This is a genomic window from Kitasatospora sp. CM 4170 (genome assembly GCF_032110285.1).
Taxonomy (GTDB): Bacteria; Actinomycetota; Actinomycetes; order Streptomycetales; family Streptomycetaceae; genus Kitasatospora; species Kitasatospora aburaviensis.
On record NZ_CP134877.1, the window covers coordinates 7370495 to 7390755 of the forward strand.

Genomic DNA, 20261 nt, shown 5'->3' on the forward strand with positions numbered 1-20261 from the left:
CCGGGAGGATGGTCGGGGCGGACGCGTTGACTGGGGGGTGTACCGATCATAGGCCGAGTCGAACGGGCAGCCGCCGGGATCGCTCGAATGTTCGCGGTGCCGTGGCGGACGGTGGATCACCGGGCCGCATAGGATTGCTCGACGTGACTGACTCCGGAAGCTCCGATTCCCGTAGCCCGCTCGACGCCGCGGCGTCCGGACAGCCGTCCGAGCCGCAGCCCGACCAGCCGGCGGCCGGGCCGGACCACCTCGACGGTGTCTGGGACGTCGTCGTGGTCGGCGCCGGCCCGGCCGGGGCGTCGGCGGCACACGCCGCCGCGGTCCAGGGCCGCCGCGTGCTGCTGCTCGACAAGGCCGAGCACCCCCGTTACAAGACCTGCGGCGGCGGCATCATCGGCCCCTCGCGGGACAGTCTGCCGCCGGACTTCAAGCTGCCGCTGCAGGACCGGGTCTACGCCGTCACCTTCGCGTACGGCGGCCGGTTCACCCGGACGCGGCGCTCCGACCGGATGCTGTTCGGTCTGGTCAACCGCGACGAGTTCGACCTGCGCCTGGTCCAGGCGGCGAAGCAGGCGGGCGCGGTCCTGGTCACCGGAGTGACCGTCACCGGGGTGGAGCAGCGCGGCGGCGAGCACCGCACCGCCCTGGTCACCGCCGCCGACGGGCGCAGCTTCGAGGCGCGCGCGGTGGTCGGTGCGGACGGCAGCGCCAGCCGGATCGGCCGCCACGTCGGGGTCTCCTTCGACCAGATCGACCTCGGGCTGGAGGCGGAGATCCCCGTCCCGCCCTCGGTGGCCGCCGACTGGGCCGGCCGGATCCACCTCGACTGGGGCCCGCTGCCGGGCAGCTACGGCTGGGTGTTCCCGAAGACCGAGTCCGCCAGCCTGACCGTCGGGGTGATCTCGGCCCGCGGCGACGGCGAGCGGACCAAGCAGTACCTGGCCGACTACATCCGCCGGCTCGGGCTGGCCGGCTTCGAGCCGAGCGTGGAGTCCGGGCACCTGACCCGCTGCCGGGCCGAGGACTCGCCGCTCTCGCGCGGCCGGGTCCTGGTGGCCGGCGACGCGGCCGGCCTGCTGGAGCCGTGGACCCGCGAGGGCATCTCGTACGCGCTGCGCTCGGGCCGGCTGGCCGGGGAGTGGGCGGTCAAGGTGGCCGAGGCGGGGACGGCGGCCGAGGTGCGGCGCGAGGCGCTGAACTACGCGTTCGCGATCAAGGCCGGACTGGGCGTGGAGATGCGGGCGGGCAAGCGGATGCTGGCCGCCTTCGAGCGCCGGCCGTACCTGTTCCACGCGGCGGTCTGCCTGGTGAAGCCGGCCTGGCGGGCGTTCGCCCGGACCACCCAGGGGCACACCACCTTCGCCCAGGTGCTGCGGCAGTACCGCTCGGCGCGCCGGCTGGCCTCGCTCGCCTCGCGGTAGCGGTAGCTGAGCGGTGCGGGCCGGCGTTCGGCTCCGGGCCCTGCTCGGGCTCCGGGCCTTGGTCCGGCTGCGGCCCCTGCTCCGGCTTCGGGCCGGCGGGCCCGGCCGGGCTCCCCGGGGGTGGTCCCCGGGACCCCGGTGCTCACCTGAGGCTGTTGGACGAGGGCCGTGACGGGCGCCGGTCGGGGTACGGCCGCCCGACCCGGCGCAGCCGTCGGCGGCGACCGACCGGGTGCCGTGGTGGACGGTCGGGACGGGCGGACCGCCCCGGCGCGCCGTGGGTCAGGGCCGGCGCGGGCCGCCGGTCAGCTCGTCGCCGAGCGGGCTGCGGCTGTAGAGCACCGAACGGCCGTTCCGCGCCCGGGTGACCAGGCCGGTCCGGTGCAGCACGGCCAGGTGCTGGCTGACGGCGCCGGGGGTGACGCCCAGCCGGTAGGCCAGATCCGTGGTCGAGGCCGGCTCGGCCAGCAGCGCCAGCAGCCGGGCCTTCGGTGCGCCGACCAGCAGCGCCAGCGCCCGGGTGGTCACCGGCGCCGGCGGGCCGGCCATGGCACCCTGGCCCCGTGCCGGGTAACTGAGCTGCGGCGCCCGGTCGTTGCCGATCATCGTGACCACGCCGTGGGCGAAGAAGGTCGGGGTCAGCACCAGCCCGCGGCCGTCCACGGTGATGTCGCGGTCCTGCGCCGTCCAGCGGCGGTCGATCGACAGCACCCCGTCCTCCCAGCGCAGCCGGTGGCACAGGTCGGCGAAGAGCGCCGCCGCGCCGTGCTGGGCCAGCACGCGCGCCCGGTAGACCAGGTCGGCCTCCAGCACCGCCCGGGCCTGCGGCCACCAGGCCGGTGCCAGGCAGACCTCCCAGTACTCCTCCAGGGCGTCCGCGATCCGGGCCAGCAGCCGGGCCGGATCGGCCAGCCCGGCCGCCAGCGGTGGCGGCAGCGGCTGCCCGTGCGGCCGGAAGGTCTGCTCCAGCTCCGGGCGCAGCCGCTCGGGCGGCAGGGCCCGGACCATCGCCAGCTCGGCGCGGAGGTCGGGGGCGGGTCCGGCCGGGCGGGGCGTCAGGAAGTCCGGGATCCAGCGGACCTCGGAGACCAGCGAGCGCAGCAGCACGGTGTCCAGCCGCTCGAAGGCCGGCCGCAGTCGCTCGAAGGCGGGGGTCTGCAGCGGGTAGTGGCCCGGGTGGGTCCACATCCGCAGGCTGAGCGCCGCCTCCTGGATCGGCGAGCAGGCGAACCAGGTGGTCGCCAGGTCGGCGAGGCCGAGCCGGAACCGGTGCACGGACGGCCCTCCCTCCCCGGCCGCCGTTCCGGCCGGCCGCACTGCCCGTGGTTTCAGGCAGAGCCTAAATCAGTACTGCCCGGCCGGGGGGCGGGGGTGGGATCGAGGCATGACCACCCCTTCGGCGGAGACCTCCGCGGCCACGTCCGGCCTGCCCGAACCCGGCCTGCCCGAACCCGGCCCGGCCTCGCCCGGTCCGTCCGAGCCCGGCCGGACCGGCCTGGCCGCGCGGTTGCTGCACCCCGACCCGACGGTGCGCCGGCTCGCCGCGATCACCCTCGTCAACACCGTCGGCAGCGGGCTCTCGCTCTCCGTCGGGGTGCTCTTCTTCACCCGCGTCCTCGGACTCACCGCCGCCCAGCTCGGCCTCGGGCTCACGGCCGCCGGGCTCTGCGGGGTCGCCGCCAGCGTGCCGGCCGGCCGGGCCGCCGACCGGTGGGGAGCCCGCCCGGTCCTGGTGGTGCTGGTGACGGTCAACGCGCTCGGCACCGCGGGCTACGCGCTGGTGCACAGCTACGCGGCCTTCCTGCCGCTGGCCTGCGTGGTGTCCGCCGTCGACCGCGGCTCGGCCGCCGTGCGCAACGCCCTCTACGCCCAGGTGCTGCCGGCCGACCGGCGGGTGGCGGGCCGCGCCTACCTGCGCGTGGTGACCAACATCGGCATCTGCCTCGGCACCGCGCTCGGCGCGATCGCGTTGCAGGCGGACACCCGGGGGGCCTATCTGGCCGCGATCCTGGCCGACGCCGTCTCCTACCTGGCGGTCGCGGTGCTGTTCCAGCGACTGCCGGTGCCGGGGGTGCGGCGCCGGGGCGCAGCCGGAGCCGGGGACGGGGGCGCCGGTGGGAGCGGGGCCGGGACCGCGGACGCGACGGGACGTGCGGCGGGGGAGCGGCGGCGCAACCCGGCGCTGCGGGACGCGCCGTTCCTGGTCGTGACGGTGCTGAACGCGCTGCTCTGCCTGCAGTTCGCGGTGCTGGAGGTCGGCGTGCCGCTCTGGGTCGTCCAGCAGACCGACGCCCCCCGGATCACGGTGGCCGGCACCCTGGTCGTCAACACCGTGCTGGTGATCGCCCTGCAGGTCCGGGCCACCCGGGGCACCGAGGACCCGGCCACCGCCGCCCGGGCCTGCGGCCGGGCCGGGCTCATCCTCGCGGCGTCCTGCCTGGTCATCGCCCTCGCCCACGGCCTGCCGGCCACCGTCGCGGCGGCCGTGGTGCTCGGCGGCGTGGCGCTGCAGGCCCTCGGCGAGGTGCTGGCGCAGGCCGGTGGCTGGGCGCTCAGCTACGACCTCGCCGGCGAGCGCGACCACGGCGCCTACCAGGGCGTCTACAACGCGGGCACGGCTGCCGCGCTGATGATCGGACCGGCCGTGGTCTCCACCGCCGTCATCGGGTACGGCCTGCTCGGCTGGGCCGCGCTCGGCGCGCTGCTCGCCGGGGCCGGGCTGGCCATGGGCCCCACCGTCCGGTGGGCCCGGCGGCGGGGCCCGGACGAGGCGGGCTGCCGCTGATCGCGGCCGGGCGGCCGGGGCGGGGGTCGCCCCGGGCCGGCCCGGCGGATCGGGTCGGCCCGGGCGCCGGACGCGGCTACGCCCGGTCGTCGACCAGGGCGAGCGCCTCGATCTCGATCAGCACCTCGGGCAGGAACAGCGCGGCGACCTGCATCGCCGAACTGGCCGGGAGCGGCGTGTCGCCGAAGTACTCGTTCCGGGCCTCGCGGACGGCGGGCAGGTGCCCGATGTCGGTGAGGAAGTAGGTGAGCTTCACGACGTCGCCGAAGCCGGCCCCGGCGGCGGCCAGGCAGCGGCGCAGGTTCTCGAAGACCTGGCGCGCCTGCGCCTCGGGGTCGCCGGCCCCGACCAGCTGCCGCTGCTCGTCGAAGGCGACCTGGCCGGAGACGACCACCAGGCGGCCGGTCCCGGTGACGACCTGCGTGTAGCCGGTGCCGGGGGCGACCCCGGGCGGCTCGGCGATGTGGGTGAGGTGCTGGGGCGCGGGGTGCTGGGAGGCGGAAGTCATGGACGTCATCGTTGCTGATGGGTGATCAGCGCACCACCGGCTTTCGGTCCCGGCCCCGACGGGCCCGCCCGGGCCGGGTGCCCCCGGCCCGCAGGGTCAGCCGACCACCGAGGCCGACGCGCGGCAGTACCGCCGGTCCGCCTCCGCGAGCCGCTCCGCCGGTCCGCCTGCGCGCAGCACCACGTCCAGCACGGCGTCCGGGTCGCACGCGTAGCCGCCGCTCGCCCAGGCCGTGTTCGCCTCGACCGCCGCCCAGCCGCCGTCCTCCAGCAGGCCGACGTCGACGACCACGGCGCTCGGCAGCCTCCCCACCGAGGCGGCCAGCACGTCGGCGGCGAAGGCGGACACCTCCGCCCGGTACGGGTCCTCGGCCAGCGGCGCCTCGTCCAGGTCGCCGTCCAGCGCGTAGCGGGAGGCGGCGCGCACCTCGCCGTCCAGCACGAACAGCCGGTACTCGCGGAGGAACCGCACCACCTCGCTGACCTGCACCGGGCTGTCGTCGTCCATCGCGTCCGGACCGGGCAGGCCGGAACCGTCCCGGTACACCTTGGCCGGGAACAGCTTGTCCCCCGGCGGCTTGACGAACGCCGGGCTGCGCAGCGCGCGTGCCTCGGCCAGCGTGGTGAGCTCGACGCGCCGGCCCGTCAGCTCCCGCGGCAGGACGGTCAGCCAGTCGTGCGGCGGCTGCGTCAGCGCCAGGCCGAGCGCGCTGCCGACCGCGTCCGCGAAGAGCGGCCCGCCGTAGACGTGCACGGGCGTTCCGATCAGCTCGGCGGGTGCGCGCCACGCGGTCGCGGTGTGCGACCGCAGGCCGCGCCGGCCGGCGGCCGCGCGCAGCTGCAGGCCGGTGTCGTTGATCCGGGGCGAGAGGAGGAGAACGCTTTCGGTGGTCACGCGCACCGATGCTGCCGTCCCCGGACGCGGCCCACCACCCGTTTTCCCCGGCGGGCCGCCGCGCGGATTCCCCGCGGGTGGCTCTGGCCGAGCGGAGGGTGGGCATGTCAGAGTCGTCCGGGCGCCGTCCGAGCAGGACGGACGCCGCCGCAGTCCGACCCACCCTCAGCCGGAAAGCAGGCCCGCACCGATGACCCGCGAAGTGCCCCTCGTCCGCGTCAGCACCGCCGACGCCGTCACGACCCTCACCCTCGACTCGCCGCACAACCGGAACGCGCTGTCGACCCGGCTGATGGCCGAGCTCACCGCCGGCCTGGCCGCCGCGGCGGCCGACCCGGAGGTCCGCGCCGTGGTGCTCGGCCACGCCGGCAAGGTGTTCTGCGCGGGCGCGGACCTCTCCGAGGCGACCGGGGCGGACCCGACGGTCGGCCCGCGCGGCCTGGTGGACCTCCAGCGCGCCATCGTCGACTGCACGAAGCCGGTCATCGCGGTGATCGACGGGCACGTCCGGGCGGGCGGCCTCGGCCTGGTCGGCTCGGCCGACCTCGCGCTGGCCGGTCCGGCCGCCACCTTCGCGTTCACCGAGGTCCGGCTCGGCCTCGCGCCCGCCGTCATCTCGCTGCCGCTGCGCCCCAAGCTGGAGCCGCGCGCCGCCTCCCGCTACTACCTGACCGGCGAGGTCTTCGACGCCGCCGAAGCCGCGCGGATCGGTCTCGTCACGGAGGCGACCGACTCCGCGGAGTCCACCGCCACCGCGCTCAAGGGCCTGCTGGACGCCCTGCGACTCGGGTCGCCGCAGGGCCTCGCGCAGTCCAAGCGGCTCGCCAACGCCGAGGTCGTGCGCTCCTTCGAGCGGGACGCCGACGAGCTGGTGGCGCTCTCCGCCCGGCTCTTCGGGTCGGACGAGGCCCAGGAGGGCATGCGCTCCTTCCTGGAGAAGCGACCGGCGGCCTGGGTGCGCTGAGGGCGGTGGCCGGCCCCGGCCGGCGCCGGGAACCGGCCGGGGCCGGCCCCGGGCCTGTCCGAGCCGTCGTGGGGGCGGGTGCGCGGGTGCCGGGCCGTTCCCGGGTGTGGTGGCACTCCCGGACACGGTGGGCGTGTGCGGTGGGACGGTCAGCTCCAGCGGACCACGGCCGTCTCGCGCCACAGGTCGAGCAGCGACTCGTCGCCGGTCCGCTCGACCTGCGCGGCCGGCAGCCGGTTCCAGAGCAGCAGGTAGAGGTCGCGGGCCCGGCCGGCCAGCGTGAGGTCGGCCGGCGTGAGGTCGGCCGGTGCGCCGGTGCCGTCCGCTGCTTCGGTGCCGTCCGCGTGCCCGGCCCCGTCGGCGGTGGTGACGGTGAGCGGCTCCGGGCCGATGGTCAGCAGCCAGGAGACCGTGCCGTCGGTGGGCCGGACCAGGACCGTCCGCGGCTTCTCGCTGCGCACCCGGGCCCGGCTGCGGGCCATGAACCCCTGCAACAGCTCGTCGATCCCGTCCAGCGCCAGGTCGGCGGCCGTCTCCGGTCCGGCCGCCCCGGCGGCCGCGTCGGCGTCGAAGCGGTGCACGGCCGTCTCGTGCGCCTGGCGCCGGGCCCAGAACGCCAGCGGGCTCGGCGCCGGCAGGAAGCTCCAGCAGTCGAGGTCGGCCGGTGCCGCGGCGAGCGCCTCGACCAGCGCGGTGTGGCCGGCGCGGAACCAGTCCACCAGCTCGCCGTCCGACGGCTCCGGCCCCCGGGCGGCGCGCTCGCCGTCGGCGTCGAGCGGTTGCCGCCGGCCGTCCCGCACGTGGGCGGCGGCCCAGCGGTGCACCTGACCGGTGTGCAGCACGAGGTCGCGCAGCCGCCAGTCGGGGCAGGTCGGGACCGGGGCGCCGGGGTCGGTGCGGGCGGCGGCGTCGGCGAGGAGGGCGCCCTCACGGCGCAGCGCGGCGAGGTGCTCGGTGATGTCCATGATCGAGGAGTCTGGCAGCTCGGACGGTGATCGGTCGCGGAAATCGGACAGGCGCCGGGCGGCGCGACCGGGTGGGTGGTCGGGCGGCGCGGGTGCCGGCCGCGGCGCGGATGTGATGTTGGCCGCCTCCCGGCTGGCGGTGGTGCGGTGACCGGTAGCGTGGCCGCATGTCGATCACGCGTTCCCTGTACTCCGCCGTCCGGACCGGCAGCCGGCGCGCCGCCGGCCGCCTCGTCCACCGGGGCTGGCAGTGGGTGCAGCGGGCCGGTGCGGTCTCCAGTGAGAGCCCCGGTCCGTACCGGTTCGGTGAGCTGGGCGCCGGGACGAAGCTGACGTTCCCGCTCGGGGCGGTCTTCAACGAGCAGTGGATCACCATCGGCCCGTTCTCGATCATCGGTGAGCGCGTCACCATCAGCGCGGGCTTCCTGCCCGGCCTCGACCTCGGACCCGAGCCGATCGTCCGGATCGGCGGCGGTTGCGTGATCGGCCGGGACAGCCACATCGTCGGCCACCAGTCCATCGTGCTCGGTGACGACGTGTGGACCGGCCCCGGTGTCTACATATCCGACCAGGCCCACGAGTACCGCGCCACCGAGCTGCCGATCGGCAAGCAGTGGCCGCGCAACGAGCCGGTGGAGATCGGCGCCGGCAGCTGGATCGGCACCGGCGCGGTGATCCTCCCCGGCGCCAGGCTGGGTCGCAACGTGGTGGTCGCGGCCGGCTCGGTGGTGCGCGGCGAGGTGCCCGACCACAGCGTGGTCGCGGGCGCCCCGGCGAAGGTCGTCCGCCGCTGGACGCAGGAGGACGGCTGGCAGCCGCCGTTCCGCAACGACCCGCCGAACCCGCTCCCCGACGGCATCACCGCCGAGCAACTGCGCGCACTCGCCGGCTGGGACCTCCGTCTCCCGGGAGAGACCGGCGCCTGAGGGGGCGCCGGGCGCCGGAGAATCCGGGTCCCGTCCGGTCGATCCGGCGGGGCGCCCGGCGTGCTGCGCCCGGCCGGATCGACCGGACGGGCCTACGCCGGTCCGGGGGCGGGGCCGGCGTCGCGGGCGGCGATGGCGGCGGTGATGCGCAGGAGGTCGGCCGGGCGGGTCGGGTCGAGGCCGGTGAGGACGGCGATCCGGCGCAGCCGGTAGTCGACGGTGTTGGGGTGGAGGTGGAGCGCACGGGCCGTGTGGCGGCGGTTGAGTCCGCCTGCGAGGTGGGTGCGGAGGGTGACGAGCAGTTCGCCGCCGTCCTCCAACGGCTCGATCAGTGAGGCGAGCCGGGACCTGGCCTCGCTGGGCCGGCTGAGCTGGTACTCCAGCAGCACGTCGTCGAGGCGGTGCAGCCCGGGCGGCCGGCCGAAGGCCCGGGCGACCTCCAGGACCTCCAGCGCGAGCACGGCCGCGCCGGGCACGGCGGCCGGCGCGGCGGCCGCTGCGCCGGCCTGGACGGCGGCGCCCGCGGCGCGTGCCGCGCGGTGGACGGTGTCCGCGAGGAGCCGCCAGGTGGCGGCGGGGACGGCGTCCGGCCGGCAGTCCAGCGGGACGAGCGCCACGCCGCCGGAGGGCGAGAGCTCGGTGAGGACCGACTGCCGTGTGCGGTGGTCGAGTTCGGTGCGCAGTCGGCGGAGCTTGCGGCGGCCGGCCACCGAGGTGTCGACGTCGGGCGCCTGTTCGTCGGGGTGTGCGGCGACGGCCAGGCGGAGGACGGCGTAGGCGGGCGGCAGCCGGACCCCGGCGCGGTGGGCGGCCTCCTCGGCGGGGGCGCCGTCCAGCAGGGCGGCGAACAGGGCGTGCCGGGCGGGGCCCCGGTCGTCGGCCGGGAGCCGCCGTTCGTCGAAGTAGCCGGCCCCGGCCGCGGCGGTGGCCTGGCGGAGCTGGTCGAGCAGGAGGCGGTTGAGGACGAGCAGGTCGGCCGCGTCCCCGTCGCCGGCCTGCCGGGTTACCAGCTCCCAGCAGACCTCCATCCCGAGGTGGTGGGCGAGCAGGACGGCGTCCAGTGGCAGTCCCTCCTCCGCGCGGCGGGCCGCGGCCTCCCGGACGGCGGCGAACTCGGCCTCGGGGGCGGGCAGTCCGGTGCGGACGGCCTGGGCGAGGGCGCGGATCCGGCGTTCGGTGACCTGGGCCAGCTCGCCGGTGATCTGTTCGCGGGGCAGCCGGCGATACGTGGGAACGCGCTCCAGCAGGGCCGAGATGACCGTCTCGACCAACTCGGGTACGGCGCCGAGCAGCCGCTGGTCGGCGGGTACGCCGCCGATCACCGGGATCCGCCAACCGGGCGCGCAAACGGGTGAATTGTGACCGGTCACAGAAAACACCGTCCAGGTCTGGGGGACGCCCAAGGGCCGGGTCGGAGGGGCGACCGCATGATGGAGGCACTCGGGTTACCTGTTGGTAACAAACTTCCGCTGTGGAGGCAACAGTTGGGAACCCCACTTCTCCGCTTCTCCGCAAGACCGGTGCGGCGCAGGCTGATCGGTGCACTCGGTTCGGGCCTGCTGGCAACAGCGCTGCTCGTCGGCGGCCCGGCGGCCGGCGCCGCCGCAGCTGCCGACGGGGCGGACGCGACCCCCACCGCGTCCGCCCCGTCGGCTCAACTCCCGCCGGACGGTGACACGGTGGCCTCGCCGCCGGGTGCCAACGACTGGAGCTGCCGGCCCACCGCCGCGCACCCCGACCCGGTGGTCCTGGTGCACGGCACCTTCGCCAACCGGTACGAGAACTGGCTCGCCCTCTCGCCGCTGCTGAAGAGCCAGGGCTACTGCGTCTTCGCCCTGGACTACGGCATGGTCCCGGGGATCACCTCCTCCGGCAGCGGCCTGCTGCTGCCGATCGGGGGCCTCGGCCCGATCGACGAGTCGGCGGCCCAACTCGGCCGCTTCGTCGACCTGGTGCGCGCCGCGACCGGCGCCGCCAAGGTCGACCTGGTCGGTCACTCGCAGGGCGGCATGCTGCCCAACTACTACGTCAAGTTCCTCGGCGGCGCGGCCAAGGTCGACAAGGTGATCGGCCTGGCCCCGTCCAACCACGGCACCACGCTGGACGGCATCGCCAACCTGGCGCCGTACTTCCCGAGGGTCGCCGAGCTGATCTACACGGCGTGCAAGGCGTGCCGGGACCAGGTGGTGGACTCGGCGTTCAACCGGAAGATGGCCTCGGTCCCGGACACCGTGCCGGGCGTCCGCTACACGGTGATCTCCACCGTGTACGACGAGGTGGTCACGCCTTACCGCAGCCAGTTCCTCAGCGGCCCGAACGTGGACAACGTCGTCCTCCAGGACCGCTGCCCGATCTCGCTCGCCGAGCACGTGGCGATCGCCTTCTCGCCGACCGCGCTGCACCTGGTCGGCAACGCGCTCGACCCGGCGCACGCGACCCCGGTGTTCTGCGGCTGATCCGCGGGGGCGTCGCCCACGGACTGCACAGGAAGTCGGCCCGGCCGACTTCCTGTGCAGCTGTGTTCGGGGCGGGAGCCCCGAGGGTCAGTGCTCGGAGCGGAAGACGACGACGGCGGTGACGCCGTCGGGCCGCAGCTCGAACGTGCCGGGGCCGTCGAGCTGCGCGGCGTCGAAGCGGCCGAGGGCGGTGCTGCTCCCGGCGGTGGTGGCAGTGGTGGTGGCGGCTGCGGCGAGGGCGGCCGCGCCGGAGAGGCAGACCAGCAGGACGGTGGCACCGGCCGGGACGTCGACGGTGCGGGCGGCGGTGGCCAGGTCGAGCCCGGCGGTGGTGCGGCCGCGCCGGGTCATCACGTTGAAGTCGACCACCGGCCCGCCGAGCAGCCGGCAGTCGGTGGCCGCGTCGCCGGAGAAGGCGAAGGGCCGGAAGGGCGCGTCGACGAGGTGCTCGGTGCCGTCGACGGTCAGCGCCATGCCCGTGCCGTCGACCAGCGTGATCACGCGGTCGATGCCGGCGAACTCCGAGAACGGCCCGGCGGAGGCCACGTCCGCCAGGCTGACCCGCCAGTCGAAGGCGGCCGCCCCGGCCCCGGCCGGGAACCCCGCGACCTCCCGGGTCACCCCGCCCCCGTTGAGCCACGCCGTCGCCGGCCGGTCGGCCGCCCGCAGTACCTGGATCCGTTCGGAGGTCGTCATGGCGCGATCCTCGCACGGCGGGGCGGGCCGGCGGGCCGCAGGTGGGGTCGCGGGTGGGGTTGCGGGGAGGTCCGGCAGGTCCTCGGGGGCGTCGGCGCGGACGACGCCGGCCGCCGGGCGGTGGGCAGGGTGCCGGGCGGTGGGTCGGGCGGTGGGTCGGGCGGGGCGTCGGGCGGTGGGTCGGGCGTGGTCAGCGGCTCCGGGCGGCCAGGGGGAGGAACGCGGCGACGGTGGCCGCGACGGCCACGGTGGTCAGGGCGAGCGGCAGGCCGGCGGCGTCGGCGAGGAAGCCGATGACCGGCGGGCCGATCAGCATGCCGCCGTAGCCGAGGGTCGAGGCCAGCGCGACGCCCTGCGGGCCGCCGGTGGCGCCGGCCCGGGCGATGGCGAGCGGGAAGATGTTGGCCAGGCCGAGTCCGACCAGCACGAGCCCGGCCAGGGCGAGCGGCACCGACGGCGCCAGGGCGGCGAGCAGCATGCCGGCCGCGGCGGTGAGGCCGCCGAGGAGCATCACCCGGGTCTGGCCGAGCCTGATGGAGAGCCAGGTGCCGCCGAGTCGGCCGCCGGTCATCGCGAAGGCGTAGGCGGCGTACCCGGCCGCCGCCGTGCCGGCGCTCGCGTGGACGTCGTCGGTGAGGTGCAGGGTGGTCCAGTCGGCGATCGCGCCCTCGCCGTACGCGGTGCAGAACGCGGTGAGGCCGAGCAGCAGGACGAGCAGCCGTGCGTGCGGGAGACGGCTCGCCTTCGCCCCGCCGCCGCTGCCGGTTCCGGCGCGGGCGACCGGCGCCGCCTCCGGGCTGCGGAGCAGCACGGTGCCCGCGACCGCGGTGACGGCCGCGCCCAGCAGGCCGCCGAGCGCGAGCGCCCAGGAGGCGCTGAGGGCGCCGGCCAGCAGGCCGCCGAGGCCCGCCCCGAGCAGGCCGCCGAGGCTGTAGCCGGCGTGGAAGCTCGGCATCACCGGGCGCCGCAGCTCGGCCACCAGGTCGACCGCGGCGCTGTTCATGGCGACGTTCGCCCCGCCGTACCCGGCGCCGAAGAGCAACAGGACGCCGCCGAGTGCCGCCACCGAGTGGGTGTGCGCGGGCAGTGGCACGGCCAGGCTGAGCAGGGCGAGCGAGGCGACGGTGACCGGCCGCGAGCCGTACCGCAGACAGAGCCGCCCGACCAGGGGCATGGTGGCGACGGCGCCGGCCGAGACGCAGAGCAGGGCGAGCCCGAGGCCGCTGTGCGAGGCGTTCACCTGGCTCCGGACGTCCGGGATGCGGACCACCCAGGCGGCGAAGAGGAAGCCGTCGACGGCGAAGAAGGCGGTGAGGGCGAGCCGGGCCGCGCTCCACGGGTTGTCGGGTGCGGCGGGTGTGCTGCGAGACTGGGAGGACGGTCGGTTGACGGGGTCATGGACACGGATTTTGTTTCGGAGCGGCACAAAGTAACAATAGGAGCGTGCAGCCCACTCCTTCAAGTCCGCAGCCGTCAGGTCCGCAGCCGTCGGGTCCGAGGTCGTCGAACCCGGGGCGGTCGAGCGCGCAGCCGTTGAACCCGGGGCCGTTGAACCCGGGGCCGTCGGGCGTGCGGTCGTCGGGCCTCAGGCCCGGCCCCGGGACCGACCCGGACGCGCAGCGCGACGCCCGCCGCGCGGCCCCCGACCGCGGCCGGACGCTGCTCGGCCCCGCGCTCTCGCTCATCCACACCGGACAGGCCCCCACCCGCTCGGCGCTCACCCGCGCGCTGGACGTCACCCGGGCCACGGCCGGCGCGGTCACCGCGGAGCTGGAGGCGCTCGGCCTGATCACCGTCGACTCGCGCCCGGCCGGCGGCGGCCGCGGCCGCCCGTCGCACCGGTTGGCCGTCAACCCGGACGGCCCGGTGGTGATCGCCGGCCAGATCCACGTCGACGGGCTGAGCGTCGCCCTCGCCGGGCTCGGCGGGCTGCTCGACCCGCCCGTGCAGCGGCCGCTGCCCGCCGCCACCGACCCGGTCCGGATGCTGCGCGCCGTCGCCCAGGCCGGTGCCGAGCTGGCCCGCGCCTCGGACCGTCGCTGCCTCGGTGCCGCGCTCGCCCTGCCCAACCCGGTCACCGAGCCGGACGGCACTGCCCTCGCCGCGCTGCACTTCGCCTGGCCCAGCGGCACGCCCGTCGCCGACCTGTACGACGTCGAGGTCGGCCGCGCCGACCACGGTCCGCGCGCGCTCGACCCGCTGCCCACCTCCATCGCCAACGACGCCAACCTCGGCGCGCTCGCCGAGTACCGGCACGGCGCCGGTCGCGGCGCCCGCCACCTGCTGCTGGTCACCTCCGGCCACCGGGGCGTCGGCGGCGCGCTGGTGATCGACGGCCGGCTGCACACCGGCAGCGCCGGTCTCGCGCTGGAGGTCGGGCACCTGACCGTCGACCCGTTGGGCCGCCCCTGCCAGTGCGGCAACCGGGGCTGCCTCAACGCGGAGACCGACCCGGACGCGCTGTTCGCCGCCGCCGGGCTCACGCCCGACCCGGACCGTCCGTTGCTGGACCAGGCCCGTGAGCTCTGCCGTGCCGCCGCCACCGACGAGCGGGCGCGGGCCGCCGTGGAGCACGTGATCGACCGGCTCGGACTGGGGCTGGCCGGGGTCGCGAACATCCTCAACCCCGACCGGGTGGTGCTCAGCGGGCTCCACCTCGACCTGCTGGAGGCCGCGCCCGAGCGGCTGCGCGCGGTGGTGGCCGAGCGCTGCCTCTGGGGGCGCAGTGGCCGGGTGCCGATCGTGGGGGCGGAGCTGGCGCACAGCGCACTGGTCGGCGCGGCGGAACTGGCCTGGCGCCCGTACCTCGCGGATCCGCAGTCGGTGGCCGTCTGACGGACGGTCCGGCGGGGCGTCGGCGCTCGGGTAGGTGTCGGCCCTTCGGCGTGGCGGCGGCCCTTCGCCGGGTGTCGGCGCTCGGGTGGGCGCCGACGCTTCGGCGTGAGCGGGTCCACGGGATAAGCGGAACCTGGGGCGCCGGAAACGGTCACTTATCGTGACCCTCGTACACTCGTAGTGAGCAATCGGGGGGTTCGAGCGAGGAGAGTGACGGATGAGCACCCAGCTGAGTGCCGAGCGGACCGACGACGTGGACCGCTCCGACCCGGCGTACCGCAGCTGGCTCAAGGACGCCGTGCGCAAGGTCCAGGCGGACGCCAACCGCTCCGCCGACACCCACCTGCTCCGGTTCCCGCTCCCCGCCGAGTGGGGCATCGACCTCTACCTCAAGGACGAGTCCACCCACCCCACCGGCTCGCTCAAGCACCGGCTGGCCCGCTCGCTCTTCCTCTACGGGCTCTGCAACGGCTGGATCCGGCCCGGCAAGCCGGTGATCGAGGCCTCCAGCGGCTCGACCGCCGTCTCCGAGGCGTACTTCGCGCAGCTCGTCGGCGTGCCGTTCATCGCGGTGATGGCCAAGTCCACCAGCCAGGCCAAGATCGACCTGATCCAGTTCCACGGCGGCGAGTGCCACCTCGTGGAGCGCCCCGACGAGGTGTACGAGGCCTCGGCCCGGCTCGCCGAGGAGACCGGCGGGCACTACATGGACCAGTTCACCTACGCCGAGCGGGCCACCGACTGGCGCGGCAACAACAACATCGCCGAGTCGGTCTTCGCCCAGCTGCGCCTGGAGCCGCACCCCGAGCCGGCCTGGATCGTCGCGACGGCCGGGACGGGCGGCACCTCGGCGACCATCGCCCGGTACGTGCACTACATGCAGTACGACACCCGGATCTGCGTCGCGGACCCGGAGAACTCCTGCTTCTTCGACGGCTGGGTCCACCATGACCCGGACGCCGTCTGCGACAGCGGTTCGCGGATCGAGGGGATCGGCCGGCCCCGGATGGAGCCGAGCTTCGTGCCCGGGGCGGTCGACCGGATGATGAAGGTCCCGGACGCCGCCTCCATCGCCGCGGTGCGGGTGCTGGAGCAGGTGCTCGGCAAGAAGGCCGGCGCCTCCACCGGGACCGGGCTGTGGAGCGCGCTGCGGATCGTCGCGCAGATGCGGGAGGCGGGGGAGCGCGGCAGCGTGGTCACCCTGATCTGTGACCCGGGAGATCGCTACCTCGACAAGTACTACTCGGACGACTGGCTGGCCGGCGAGCGGATCGACATCGCGCCGCACCGGGCCCGGCTGGAGTCCTTCCTGGCCGGCGGGGCCTGGACGGACTGAGGCCGGGGGCGGGGCGAGCGGGGCCGGGCGGGTCGGGCCGGTCCGCTCGGGCGGTTTGCTGGGGCCGGGCTGCTCGGGCCGGTGGGCTCGGGCCGGTTCGGCCGCCATGGCCCTTCCGGGCGCTCAGGCGGCGCGCCGGCGCTCGGTGAGGAGCAGGGCGCCGGTCAGCGCGACGGCAGCGGCCGTCGCGCCGTGAATGCCGTACGCCGCGGCCGCCGAACCGTGGTGGCTCAGCACATTGATCGCGTCGTCCAGCGGGACGAGCGCGTCGGCCAGCAGCAGCCAGCCGAGGGCCCGGCGGTGACCGGTGGCGAGCAGGGCGAGGACGCCGATGCCGGTCGAGATGTCCCGGACGCCCTTGACGTCGAAGAACGCGGCGGCCTCGCCGTGCGGCCACTCGGGCAGGCCGAAGTTGGAGGCCATGCTCTCGGGGGTGAACAGGTAGCCGATACCGACGTACCCGATGCCGAGGCCGAGCAGGGCGGCGAGCACGGTGGCGATCCTCGCGCGCACGGCGCCGGTTGGGGGGCGGGTCGCGGTGCGGGCGGCAGCCGGGGCGTTGGTGGTGGCGGTGGCGGCGGACATGGTGGATCTCCCTCGGGGGTGCGGGCGAGTGAACCGGATGCTTGCGCCGCAAGGACGTCTAGCGCCGCTAGGATCTGAAGCGAAGTTAGCCCGTTCGGCGCTCCCTTGTCTAGCGCTGCTAGGATCTCTGTCATGTCAATCCAGGAGCGCCGCGAGCGCGAACGCGCCGAGCGGCATCAGCTGATCATCCGAATCGCCCGCGAACTGGCCGAGGCCGAGGGCTGGGAGGCGGTGACGACCCGTCGGCTCGCCGAGCGGATCGAGTACAGCCAGCCCGTGCTGTACAGCCACTTCGCCAACAAGGACGCGATCGTGGCCGCCGTCGCGCTGGAGGGCTTTGCGGAGCTCGCCGCGCAACTGCGGGACGTCGCACACAAGGTGGACGGGCCGGTCGCGGTCTTCACCGCGGTCGCCGGCGCCTACCTCGCCTTCGGAGCCGCCAACCCGGCGCTCTACGACGCCATGTTCACCATGGCCTCCGAGCTGCCGTTCGGCCGTCCGGACTCGCCGACCGCGCTCAAGGAGGCCTTCGCGGCCCTCGCCGGGCCGATCGCCGAGGTGGCCGGCGGCGAGGACCCGGAGCCCTTCACCGAGGTGGTCTGGTCGGCCCTGCACGGCCTGGTCACCCTGGACCGGGGCGGCCGGCTCCGCCCGGACTTCGCGGAACGCCGACTGGAGCTGCTGGTCGAGCGAATGCTCGGCGGCGCGACCGACGAGGACTGACGAGGACGGGCCGGGACTGAGCGGGACGGACCGGGGCCGACCAGGGCGGACTGCGACCGACCGGGACCGGTGCCCGGGTGGAGGCGGACGGCGGAGCTCAGCGCCCGCCGTCCGCCGCCCGGCGCCGGATGAGCGCGGTGCCGCCCGCGAGGTCGATGCCGGTCCGCTTCGGCGCGCCGTCGTGCTCGTCGTCCCGCAGCACCAGTTCGACGCGGCGCTGCTCCAACTGGGCACGCTTGCCCGGGTACAGCAGGGCGTGCAGTTCCTCGGTGGCCGTCGCGCCCGCTCCGCGTCGGTCGGTCCCGTACGCGCCGGCCCCGCGCCGGCCGGCCGTGGCCCCGCCGGGACCGGTGACCGGGCGGCCGGGTAGCCGGTGCGCGAGCGTCCGGCGGGCGACCGCGCCGAGGAAGAACAGCACGACCAAGGCGGCCGGCAGCAACAGCCCGCCGGCCGCACCGCTGAGGAGTAGCTCCATGCCGGGTCCAACGCGGGCCCGGCACGACGGAGTTCCCGGCCACCCGGCTCCGGAAGCCCCCAGGCCGGCCGGTTCCGGCCGGTTCCGGCCGGTGCGACGACCGCCGGCGAGGGGGCTCCCCGCCGCGCCGGGCCCTCCGTCCGGGGGCTCAGGGGAGGCGGGCTGTCGGCAGGTCGCCCGGTACGAGCAGCTGGAGTTCCTCGGTGGACGGGTCGGCGAGCTGGGCGACGCGCATGGCGTGGCGCTCGACCATGGTCTCGAACACCTGCCGCGCGGTGCGCCCGTTGCCGAAGTTGGGGCCGCGCTCCAGCGTCGCGAAGTGGTCCAGCAGCGCGCCCTCGGTGGCCTCGGACAGCGCGTACTCGTGCTCCGCGCACTGCGCGCGGGCGATCTCCAGCAGCTCGTCCGCGGAGTAGTCGGGGAAGGTGATGGTCCGGGAGAACCTCGACGACACGCCCGGGTTGGCCGACAGGAACCGCTCCATCTCGGCGGTGTAGCCGGCCACGATGACGACCACCTCGTCCCGGTGGTCCTCCATCAGCTTGACCAGGGTGTCGATCGCCTCGCGGCCGAAGTCGCGGCCGCCGTCCTCGGGCGCCAGTGCGTACGCCTCGTCGATGAACAGCACGCCGCCGCGGGCCCGGTCGAAGGCGGCGGCGGTGCGGATCGCGGTGGAGCCGATGTGCTCGCCGACCAGGTCGACCCGGGCGACCTCGACCAGGTGGCCGCGCTGCAGCACCCCGAGCGCGGCCAGGATCTCGCCGTAGAGCCGGGCCACCGTCGTCTTCCCGGTGCCGGGGGCGCCGGTGAAGACCAGGTGGCGGCGGAGCGAGGGCGCCTTGAGTCCGGCCTGGCGCCGGCGGCGGCCGACCGAGATCAGGTCGATCAGCGTCCGGACCTCCTGCTTCACGGTGGCCAGGCCGACCAGCGCGTCGAGCTCGGCCAGGGCCTCCTCCGCGGGCCGGCAGTCCGGGATCGGGCCGATCGCGGCCGTGCCCGCCGCCCCGCCCGCCACCGCGGACGCCAGTGCCGCGGCGGTCAACGGCTGGGCCACGCCGACCGGCGGGACGCTCCGTGGGGCGGGCACCTCGGCGGTCGCGGCCGGTGCGACGTCGTCGGAGGTGCAGCCCTCCACCACCGGGCCCGGTTCGGAGAACTCGAAGCCGGCCCGCCCGTTCTGCTCGGCCCGGCAGCGGGTGAGCACCGTCCGGCAGCCGTCGATGATGTGGAAGCCGAAGCCCTTGCCGTGCGAGACCCGGCAGTCCTCGAAGGTGCCCCGGCCCTGCGCGGAGACGTAGACGCCGGCGTCCGAGCTGGCCCGGACGGTGCAGTCGCGCAGGACGGGGTCGGCGCCCTTGGTCACGATGACGCCGGTGGCCACGTCGGAGATCTCGCAGTCGGTGAGCAGGCCGCCGCTGCCGTGGTCGCGGAACCAGAGCCCGGTGCCGGCCTCCTGCACCCGGCAGCCGGTGAGCGTCACGCCGGCGCCGCCGCTGACCGAGACGGCCGAGCTGCGGATCCGGCTGAACGAGCAGCCCTCGGCGGTCGCGGCGGAGTCCCGGTCCAGGACGAAGAGCGCGTCCGGCAGGTCGTGCAGCGAACAGTCGGTGAGGGTGAGCCGGGCGCCGTCGCTGACCCAGAGCGCCGGGTACTCGCCGCTGGAGCCGTGCAGTTCGCAGGACTCGGCGACGGCCTCGGTGCCCTGGTCCCAGACCGAGAGCGCGCCGCGCCCGAAGTCCCGGACGGTGCTGTTGGACAGGCTGAGCCGGGCCCGGCCGCGCAGGTCGGCGCCGTTCTCCGGCAGGTCGTGCACCCGGCAGCCGGTCAGCACGAGTTCGGCCTCGCCGTCCAGGGTCAGGCCGTTGCCGGTGACGCGGTGGATCTCGCAGTCGACCAGCCGCCCGGCGGCCTGCGCCTCGGCCTGCACGCCGCTGCCGCGGATCTCGTAGATCTCGCAGCCGGTCAGTTCGGCGGCGCTGCCCGGGTCGGTGAGCAGCACGCCGGCGCCGGACGCGTGGTGGACCTTGCACCGGTCCAGCGCGGCGGCGGCGCCGCCGAGGACGGCGATCCCGGCCTGGCCGGCGGCGGCCACCTCGCAGTCCTCGAAGGCGGCCGCGGTGCCCTCGCCGCGCAGCCGCAGGCCGAGGCCGGCCGGATTGGCGATCACGCAGCTGCGCAGGGTGGGCCGTGCGCCGCCGGTGACCTCGACGCCGGTGGCCGAGCGGGTCTCGACCCGGCAGCCGCTGAGCGCGGGCCGCGCGTCGGGGCCGGTGACCAGCACGGCCGGGACGGAGCTGTCGCTGCCCTCGATCACCAGGTCGCGGACGGTAGCGGCGGCGGTGACGGTCAGCGGCACGCCGCTCGGCGGGTCGATCCGGACGCTGCCGGGGCCCTGGGCGGGGACGATCGTGACCGGCTTGTCCAGGACGACGTTCTCCCGGAAGGTGCCGGGGCGGACGGTGACGGTGTCGCCCGGTTCGGCGGCCGCGAGGGCCTCCGCGAGCGTGTCGTACTCGCCGGCGCGGCGCCGCCAGCGGGATGCGCTGTCCTGGGTGACCCGGACCCTGTGCTCAGCCATGACGGTCTGTCGTCCCCACCTTCGTCGAGCCGGCGATCAACGGTCGGTACGCGCGGGGGCGCACCGGCCGTCCGCCCACCGTAGCGCGCCCGCGGGGGTGGTCCGGTCGCTCCG

18 protein-coding genes are annotated in these 20261 nt (G+C 75.9%); 8 read left to right on the plus strand and 10 right to left on the minus strand.

Annotated features, from left to right (window positions below):
- Nucleotides 1-143 precede the first annotated feature (143 nt).
- Nucleotides 144-1421: a geranylgeranyl reductase family protein gene (locus RMN57_RS31070; protein WP_380237564.1), complete on the plus strand. Its 1278-nt coding sequence runs from the start codon at nt 144-146 to the stop codon at nt 1419-1421.
- Between the two features lie 282 nt (nt 1422-1703).
- On the opposite strand, the gene RMN57_RS31075 is transcribed toward RMN57_RS31070, so the two are convergent.
- Nucleotides 1704-2696: a helix-turn-helix domain-containing protein gene (locus tag RMN57_RS31075; RefSeq protein ID WP_313766611.1), complete on the minus strand. Its 993-nt coding sequence runs from the start codon at nt 2694-2696 to the stop codon at nt 1704-1706.
- 109 nt (nt 2697-2805) lie between these two features.
- On the opposite strand from RMN57_RS31075, the gene RMN57_RS31080 reads away from it, so the two are divergent.
- Nucleotides 2806-4206 carry an MFS transporter gene (locus RMN57_RS31080; protein ID WP_313766612.1) on the plus strand — a complete coding sequence of 467 codons (1401 nt, stop codon included), beginning with the start codon at nt 2806-2808 and terminating at the stop codon, nt 4204-4206.
- Nucleotides 4207-4282: 76 nt separating this feature from the next.
- Here the strand turns inward: RMN57_RS31080 and RMN57_RS31085 are convergent, their stop codons facing one another.
- Together RMN57_RS31085 and RMN57_RS31090 are read right to left on the minus strand one after the other, a co-directional pair.
- Nucleotides 4283-4714, minus strand: coding sequence for a RidA family protein (locus RMN57_RS31085; protein WP_313766613.1), 432 nt, complete (start codon nt 4712-4714; stop codon nt 4283-4285).
- A gap of 96 nt (nt 4715-4810) precedes the next feature.
- Nucleotides 4811-5608, minus strand: a complete 798-nt coding sequence (locus RMN57_RS31090) for an ATP-grasp domain-containing protein (RefSeq protein WP_313766614.1) — start codon at nt 5606-5608, stop codon at nt 4811-4813.
- Nucleotides 5609-5798: 190 nt separating this feature from the next.
- Between RMN57_RS31090 and RMN57_RS31095 the strand changes: the two genes are divergently transcribed.
- A complete protein-coding gene (locus RMN57_RS31095) occupies nt 5799-6572 on the plus strand; it encodes an enoyl-CoA hydratase family protein (protein ID WP_313766615.1) in 774 nt (257 codons plus the stop codon).
- 149 nt (nt 6573-6721) lie between these two features.
- On the opposite strand, the gene RMN57_RS31100 is transcribed toward RMN57_RS31095, so the two are convergent.
- Nucleotides 6722-7537: a maleylpyruvate isomerase family mycothiol-dependent enzyme gene (locus tag RMN57_RS31100; RefSeq protein WP_313766616.1), complete on the minus strand. Its 816-nt coding sequence runs from the start codon at nt 7535-7537 to the stop codon at nt 6722-6724.
- A gap of 167 nt (nt 7538-7704) precedes the next feature.
- Between RMN57_RS31100 and RMN57_RS31105 the strand changes: the two genes are divergently transcribed.
- Nucleotides 7705-8463, plus strand: a complete 759-nt coding sequence (locus RMN57_RS31105) for a DapH/DapD/GlmU-related protein (protein ID WP_313766617.1) — start codon at nt 7705-7707, stop codon at nt 8461-8463.
- Between the two features lie 92 nt (nt 8464-8555).
- Here RMN57_RS31105 and RMN57_RS31110 read toward each other — a convergent pair whose 3' ends face one another.
- On the minus strand, nt 8556-9785 hold the full coding sequence (locus tag RMN57_RS31110) for a helix-turn-helix domain-containing protein (protein ID WP_313766618.1): 1230 nt from the start codon (nt 9783-9785) through the stop codon (nt 8556-8558).
- 162 nt (nt 9786-9947) lie between these two features.
- On the opposite strand from RMN57_RS31110, the gene RMN57_RS31115 reads away from it, so the two are divergent.
- Nucleotides 9948-10919 (plus strand): alpha/beta fold hydrolase, encoded by a 972-nt coding sequence (locus RMN57_RS31115; RefSeq protein ID WP_313766619.1) that lies wholly within the window; start codon nt 9948-9950, stop codon nt 10917-10919.
- A gap of 87 nt (nt 10920-11006) precedes the next feature.
- Here the strand turns inward: RMN57_RS31115 and RMN57_RS31120 are convergent, their stop codons facing one another.
- Nucleotides 11007-11615 carry a HutD family protein gene (locus RMN57_RS31120; RefSeq protein ID WP_313766620.1) on the minus strand — a complete coding sequence of 203 codons (609 nt, stop codon included), beginning with the start codon at nt 11613-11615 and terminating at the stop codon, nt 11007-11009.
- Between the two features lie 190 nt (nt 11616-11805).
- Nucleotides 11806-13041, minus strand: a complete 1236-nt coding sequence (locus tag RMN57_RS31125) for an MFS transporter (protein ID WP_313766621.1) — start codon at nt 13039-13041, stop codon at nt 11806-11808.
- 233 nt (nt 13042-13274) lie between these two features.
- Between RMN57_RS31125 and RMN57_RS31130 the strand changes: the two genes are divergently transcribed.
- Both RMN57_RS31130 and RMN57_RS31135 read left to right on the plus strand, forming a co-directional pair.
- Nucleotides 13275-14450 carry an ROK family protein gene (locus RMN57_RS31130; protein WP_313768031.1) on the plus strand — a complete coding sequence of 392 codons (1176 nt, stop codon included), beginning with the start codon at nt 13275-13277 and terminating at the stop codon, nt 14448-14450.
- Between the two features lie 217 nt (nt 14451-14667).
- Nucleotides 14668-15786 carry a PLP-dependent cysteine synthase family protein gene (locus RMN57_RS31135; RefSeq protein ID WP_313766622.1) on the plus strand — a complete coding sequence of 373 codons (1119 nt, stop codon included), beginning with the start codon at nt 14668-14670 and terminating at the stop codon, nt 15784-15786.
- A 123-nt stretch (nt 15787-15909) separates the two neighbouring features.
- On the opposite strand, the gene RMN57_RS31140 is transcribed toward RMN57_RS31135, so the two are convergent.
- A complete protein-coding gene (locus RMN57_RS31140) occupies nt 15910-16371 on the minus strand; it encodes a DUF4267 domain-containing protein (protein WP_313766623.1) in 462 nt (153 codons plus the stop codon).
- Between the two features lie 132 nt (nt 16372-16503).
- On the opposite strand from RMN57_RS31140, the gene RMN57_RS31145 reads away from it, so the two are divergent.
- On the plus strand, nt 16504-17094 hold the full coding sequence (locus tag RMN57_RS31145) for a TetR/AcrR family transcriptional regulator (protein ID WP_313766624.1): 591 nt from the start codon (nt 16504-16506) through the stop codon (nt 17092-17094).
- A 97-nt stretch (nt 17095-17191) separates the two neighbouring features.
- Here the strand turns inward: RMN57_RS31145 and RMN57_RS31150 are convergent, their stop codons facing one another.
- Both RMN57_RS31150 and RMN57_RS31155 read right to left on the minus strand, forming a co-directional pair.
- Nucleotides 17192-17569: a DUF6191 domain-containing protein gene (locus RMN57_RS31150; protein WP_313766625.1), complete on the minus strand. Its 378-nt coding sequence runs from the start codon at nt 17567-17569 to the stop codon at nt 17192-17194.
- A 148-nt stretch (nt 17570-17717) separates the two neighbouring features.
- Entirely contained in the window at nt 17718-20147 is a 2430-nt protein-coding gene (locus RMN57_RS31155; RefSeq protein ID WP_313766626.1) for a right-handed parallel beta-helix repeat-containing protein, read from the minus strand.
- Nucleotides 20148-20261 lie beyond the last annotated feature (114 nt).

Excerpts from the sequence above, each read along its gene's own strand:
- RMN57_RS31080 (WP_313766612.1), top strand. The coding sequence starts at position 2,806 with ATGACCACCCCTTCGGCGGAGACCTCCGCGGCCACGTCCGGCCTGCCC.
- RMN57_RS31085 (WP_313766613.1), bottom strand. The coding sequence starts at position 4,714 with ATGACTTCCGCCTCCCAGCACCCCGCGCCCCAGCACCTCACCCACATC.
- RMN57_RS31095 (WP_313766615.1), top strand. The coding sequence starts at position 5,799 with ATGACCCGCGAAGTGCCCCTCGTCCGCGTCAGCACCGCCGACGCCGTC.
- RMN57_RS31100 (WP_313766616.1), bottom strand. The coding sequence starts at position 7,537 with ATGGACATCACCGAGCACCTCGCCGCGCTGCGCCGTGAGGGCGCCCTC.
- RMN57_RS31105 (WP_313766617.1), top strand. The coding sequence starts at position 7,705 with ATGTCGATCACGCGTTCCCTGTACTCCGCCGTCCGGACCGGCAGCCGG.
- RMN57_RS31120 (WP_313766620.1), bottom strand. The coding sequence starts at position 11,615 with ATGACGACCTCCGAACGGATCCAGGTACTGCGGGCGGCCGACCGGCCG.
- RMN57_RS31135 (WP_313766622.1), top strand. The coding sequence starts at position 14,668 with ATGAGCACCCAGCTGAGTGCCGAGCGGACCGACGACGTGGACCGCTCC.
- RMN57_RS31140 (WP_313766623.1), bottom strand. The coding sequence starts at position 16,371 with ATGTCCGCCGCCACCGCCACCACCAACGCCCCGGCTGCCGCCCGCACC.
- RMN57_RS31145 (WP_313766624.1), top strand. The coding sequence starts at position 16,504 with ATGTCAATCCAGGAGCGCCGCGAGCGCGAACGCGCCGAGCGGCATCAG.
- RMN57_RS31150 (WP_313766625.1), bottom strand. The coding sequence starts at position 17,569 with ATGGAGCTACTCCTCAGCGGTGCGGCCGGCGGGCTGTTGCTGCCGGCC.
- RMN57_RS31155 (WP_313766626.1), bottom strand. The coding sequence starts at position 20,147 with ATGGCTGAGCACAGGGTCCGGGTCACCCAGGACAGCGCATCCCGCTGG.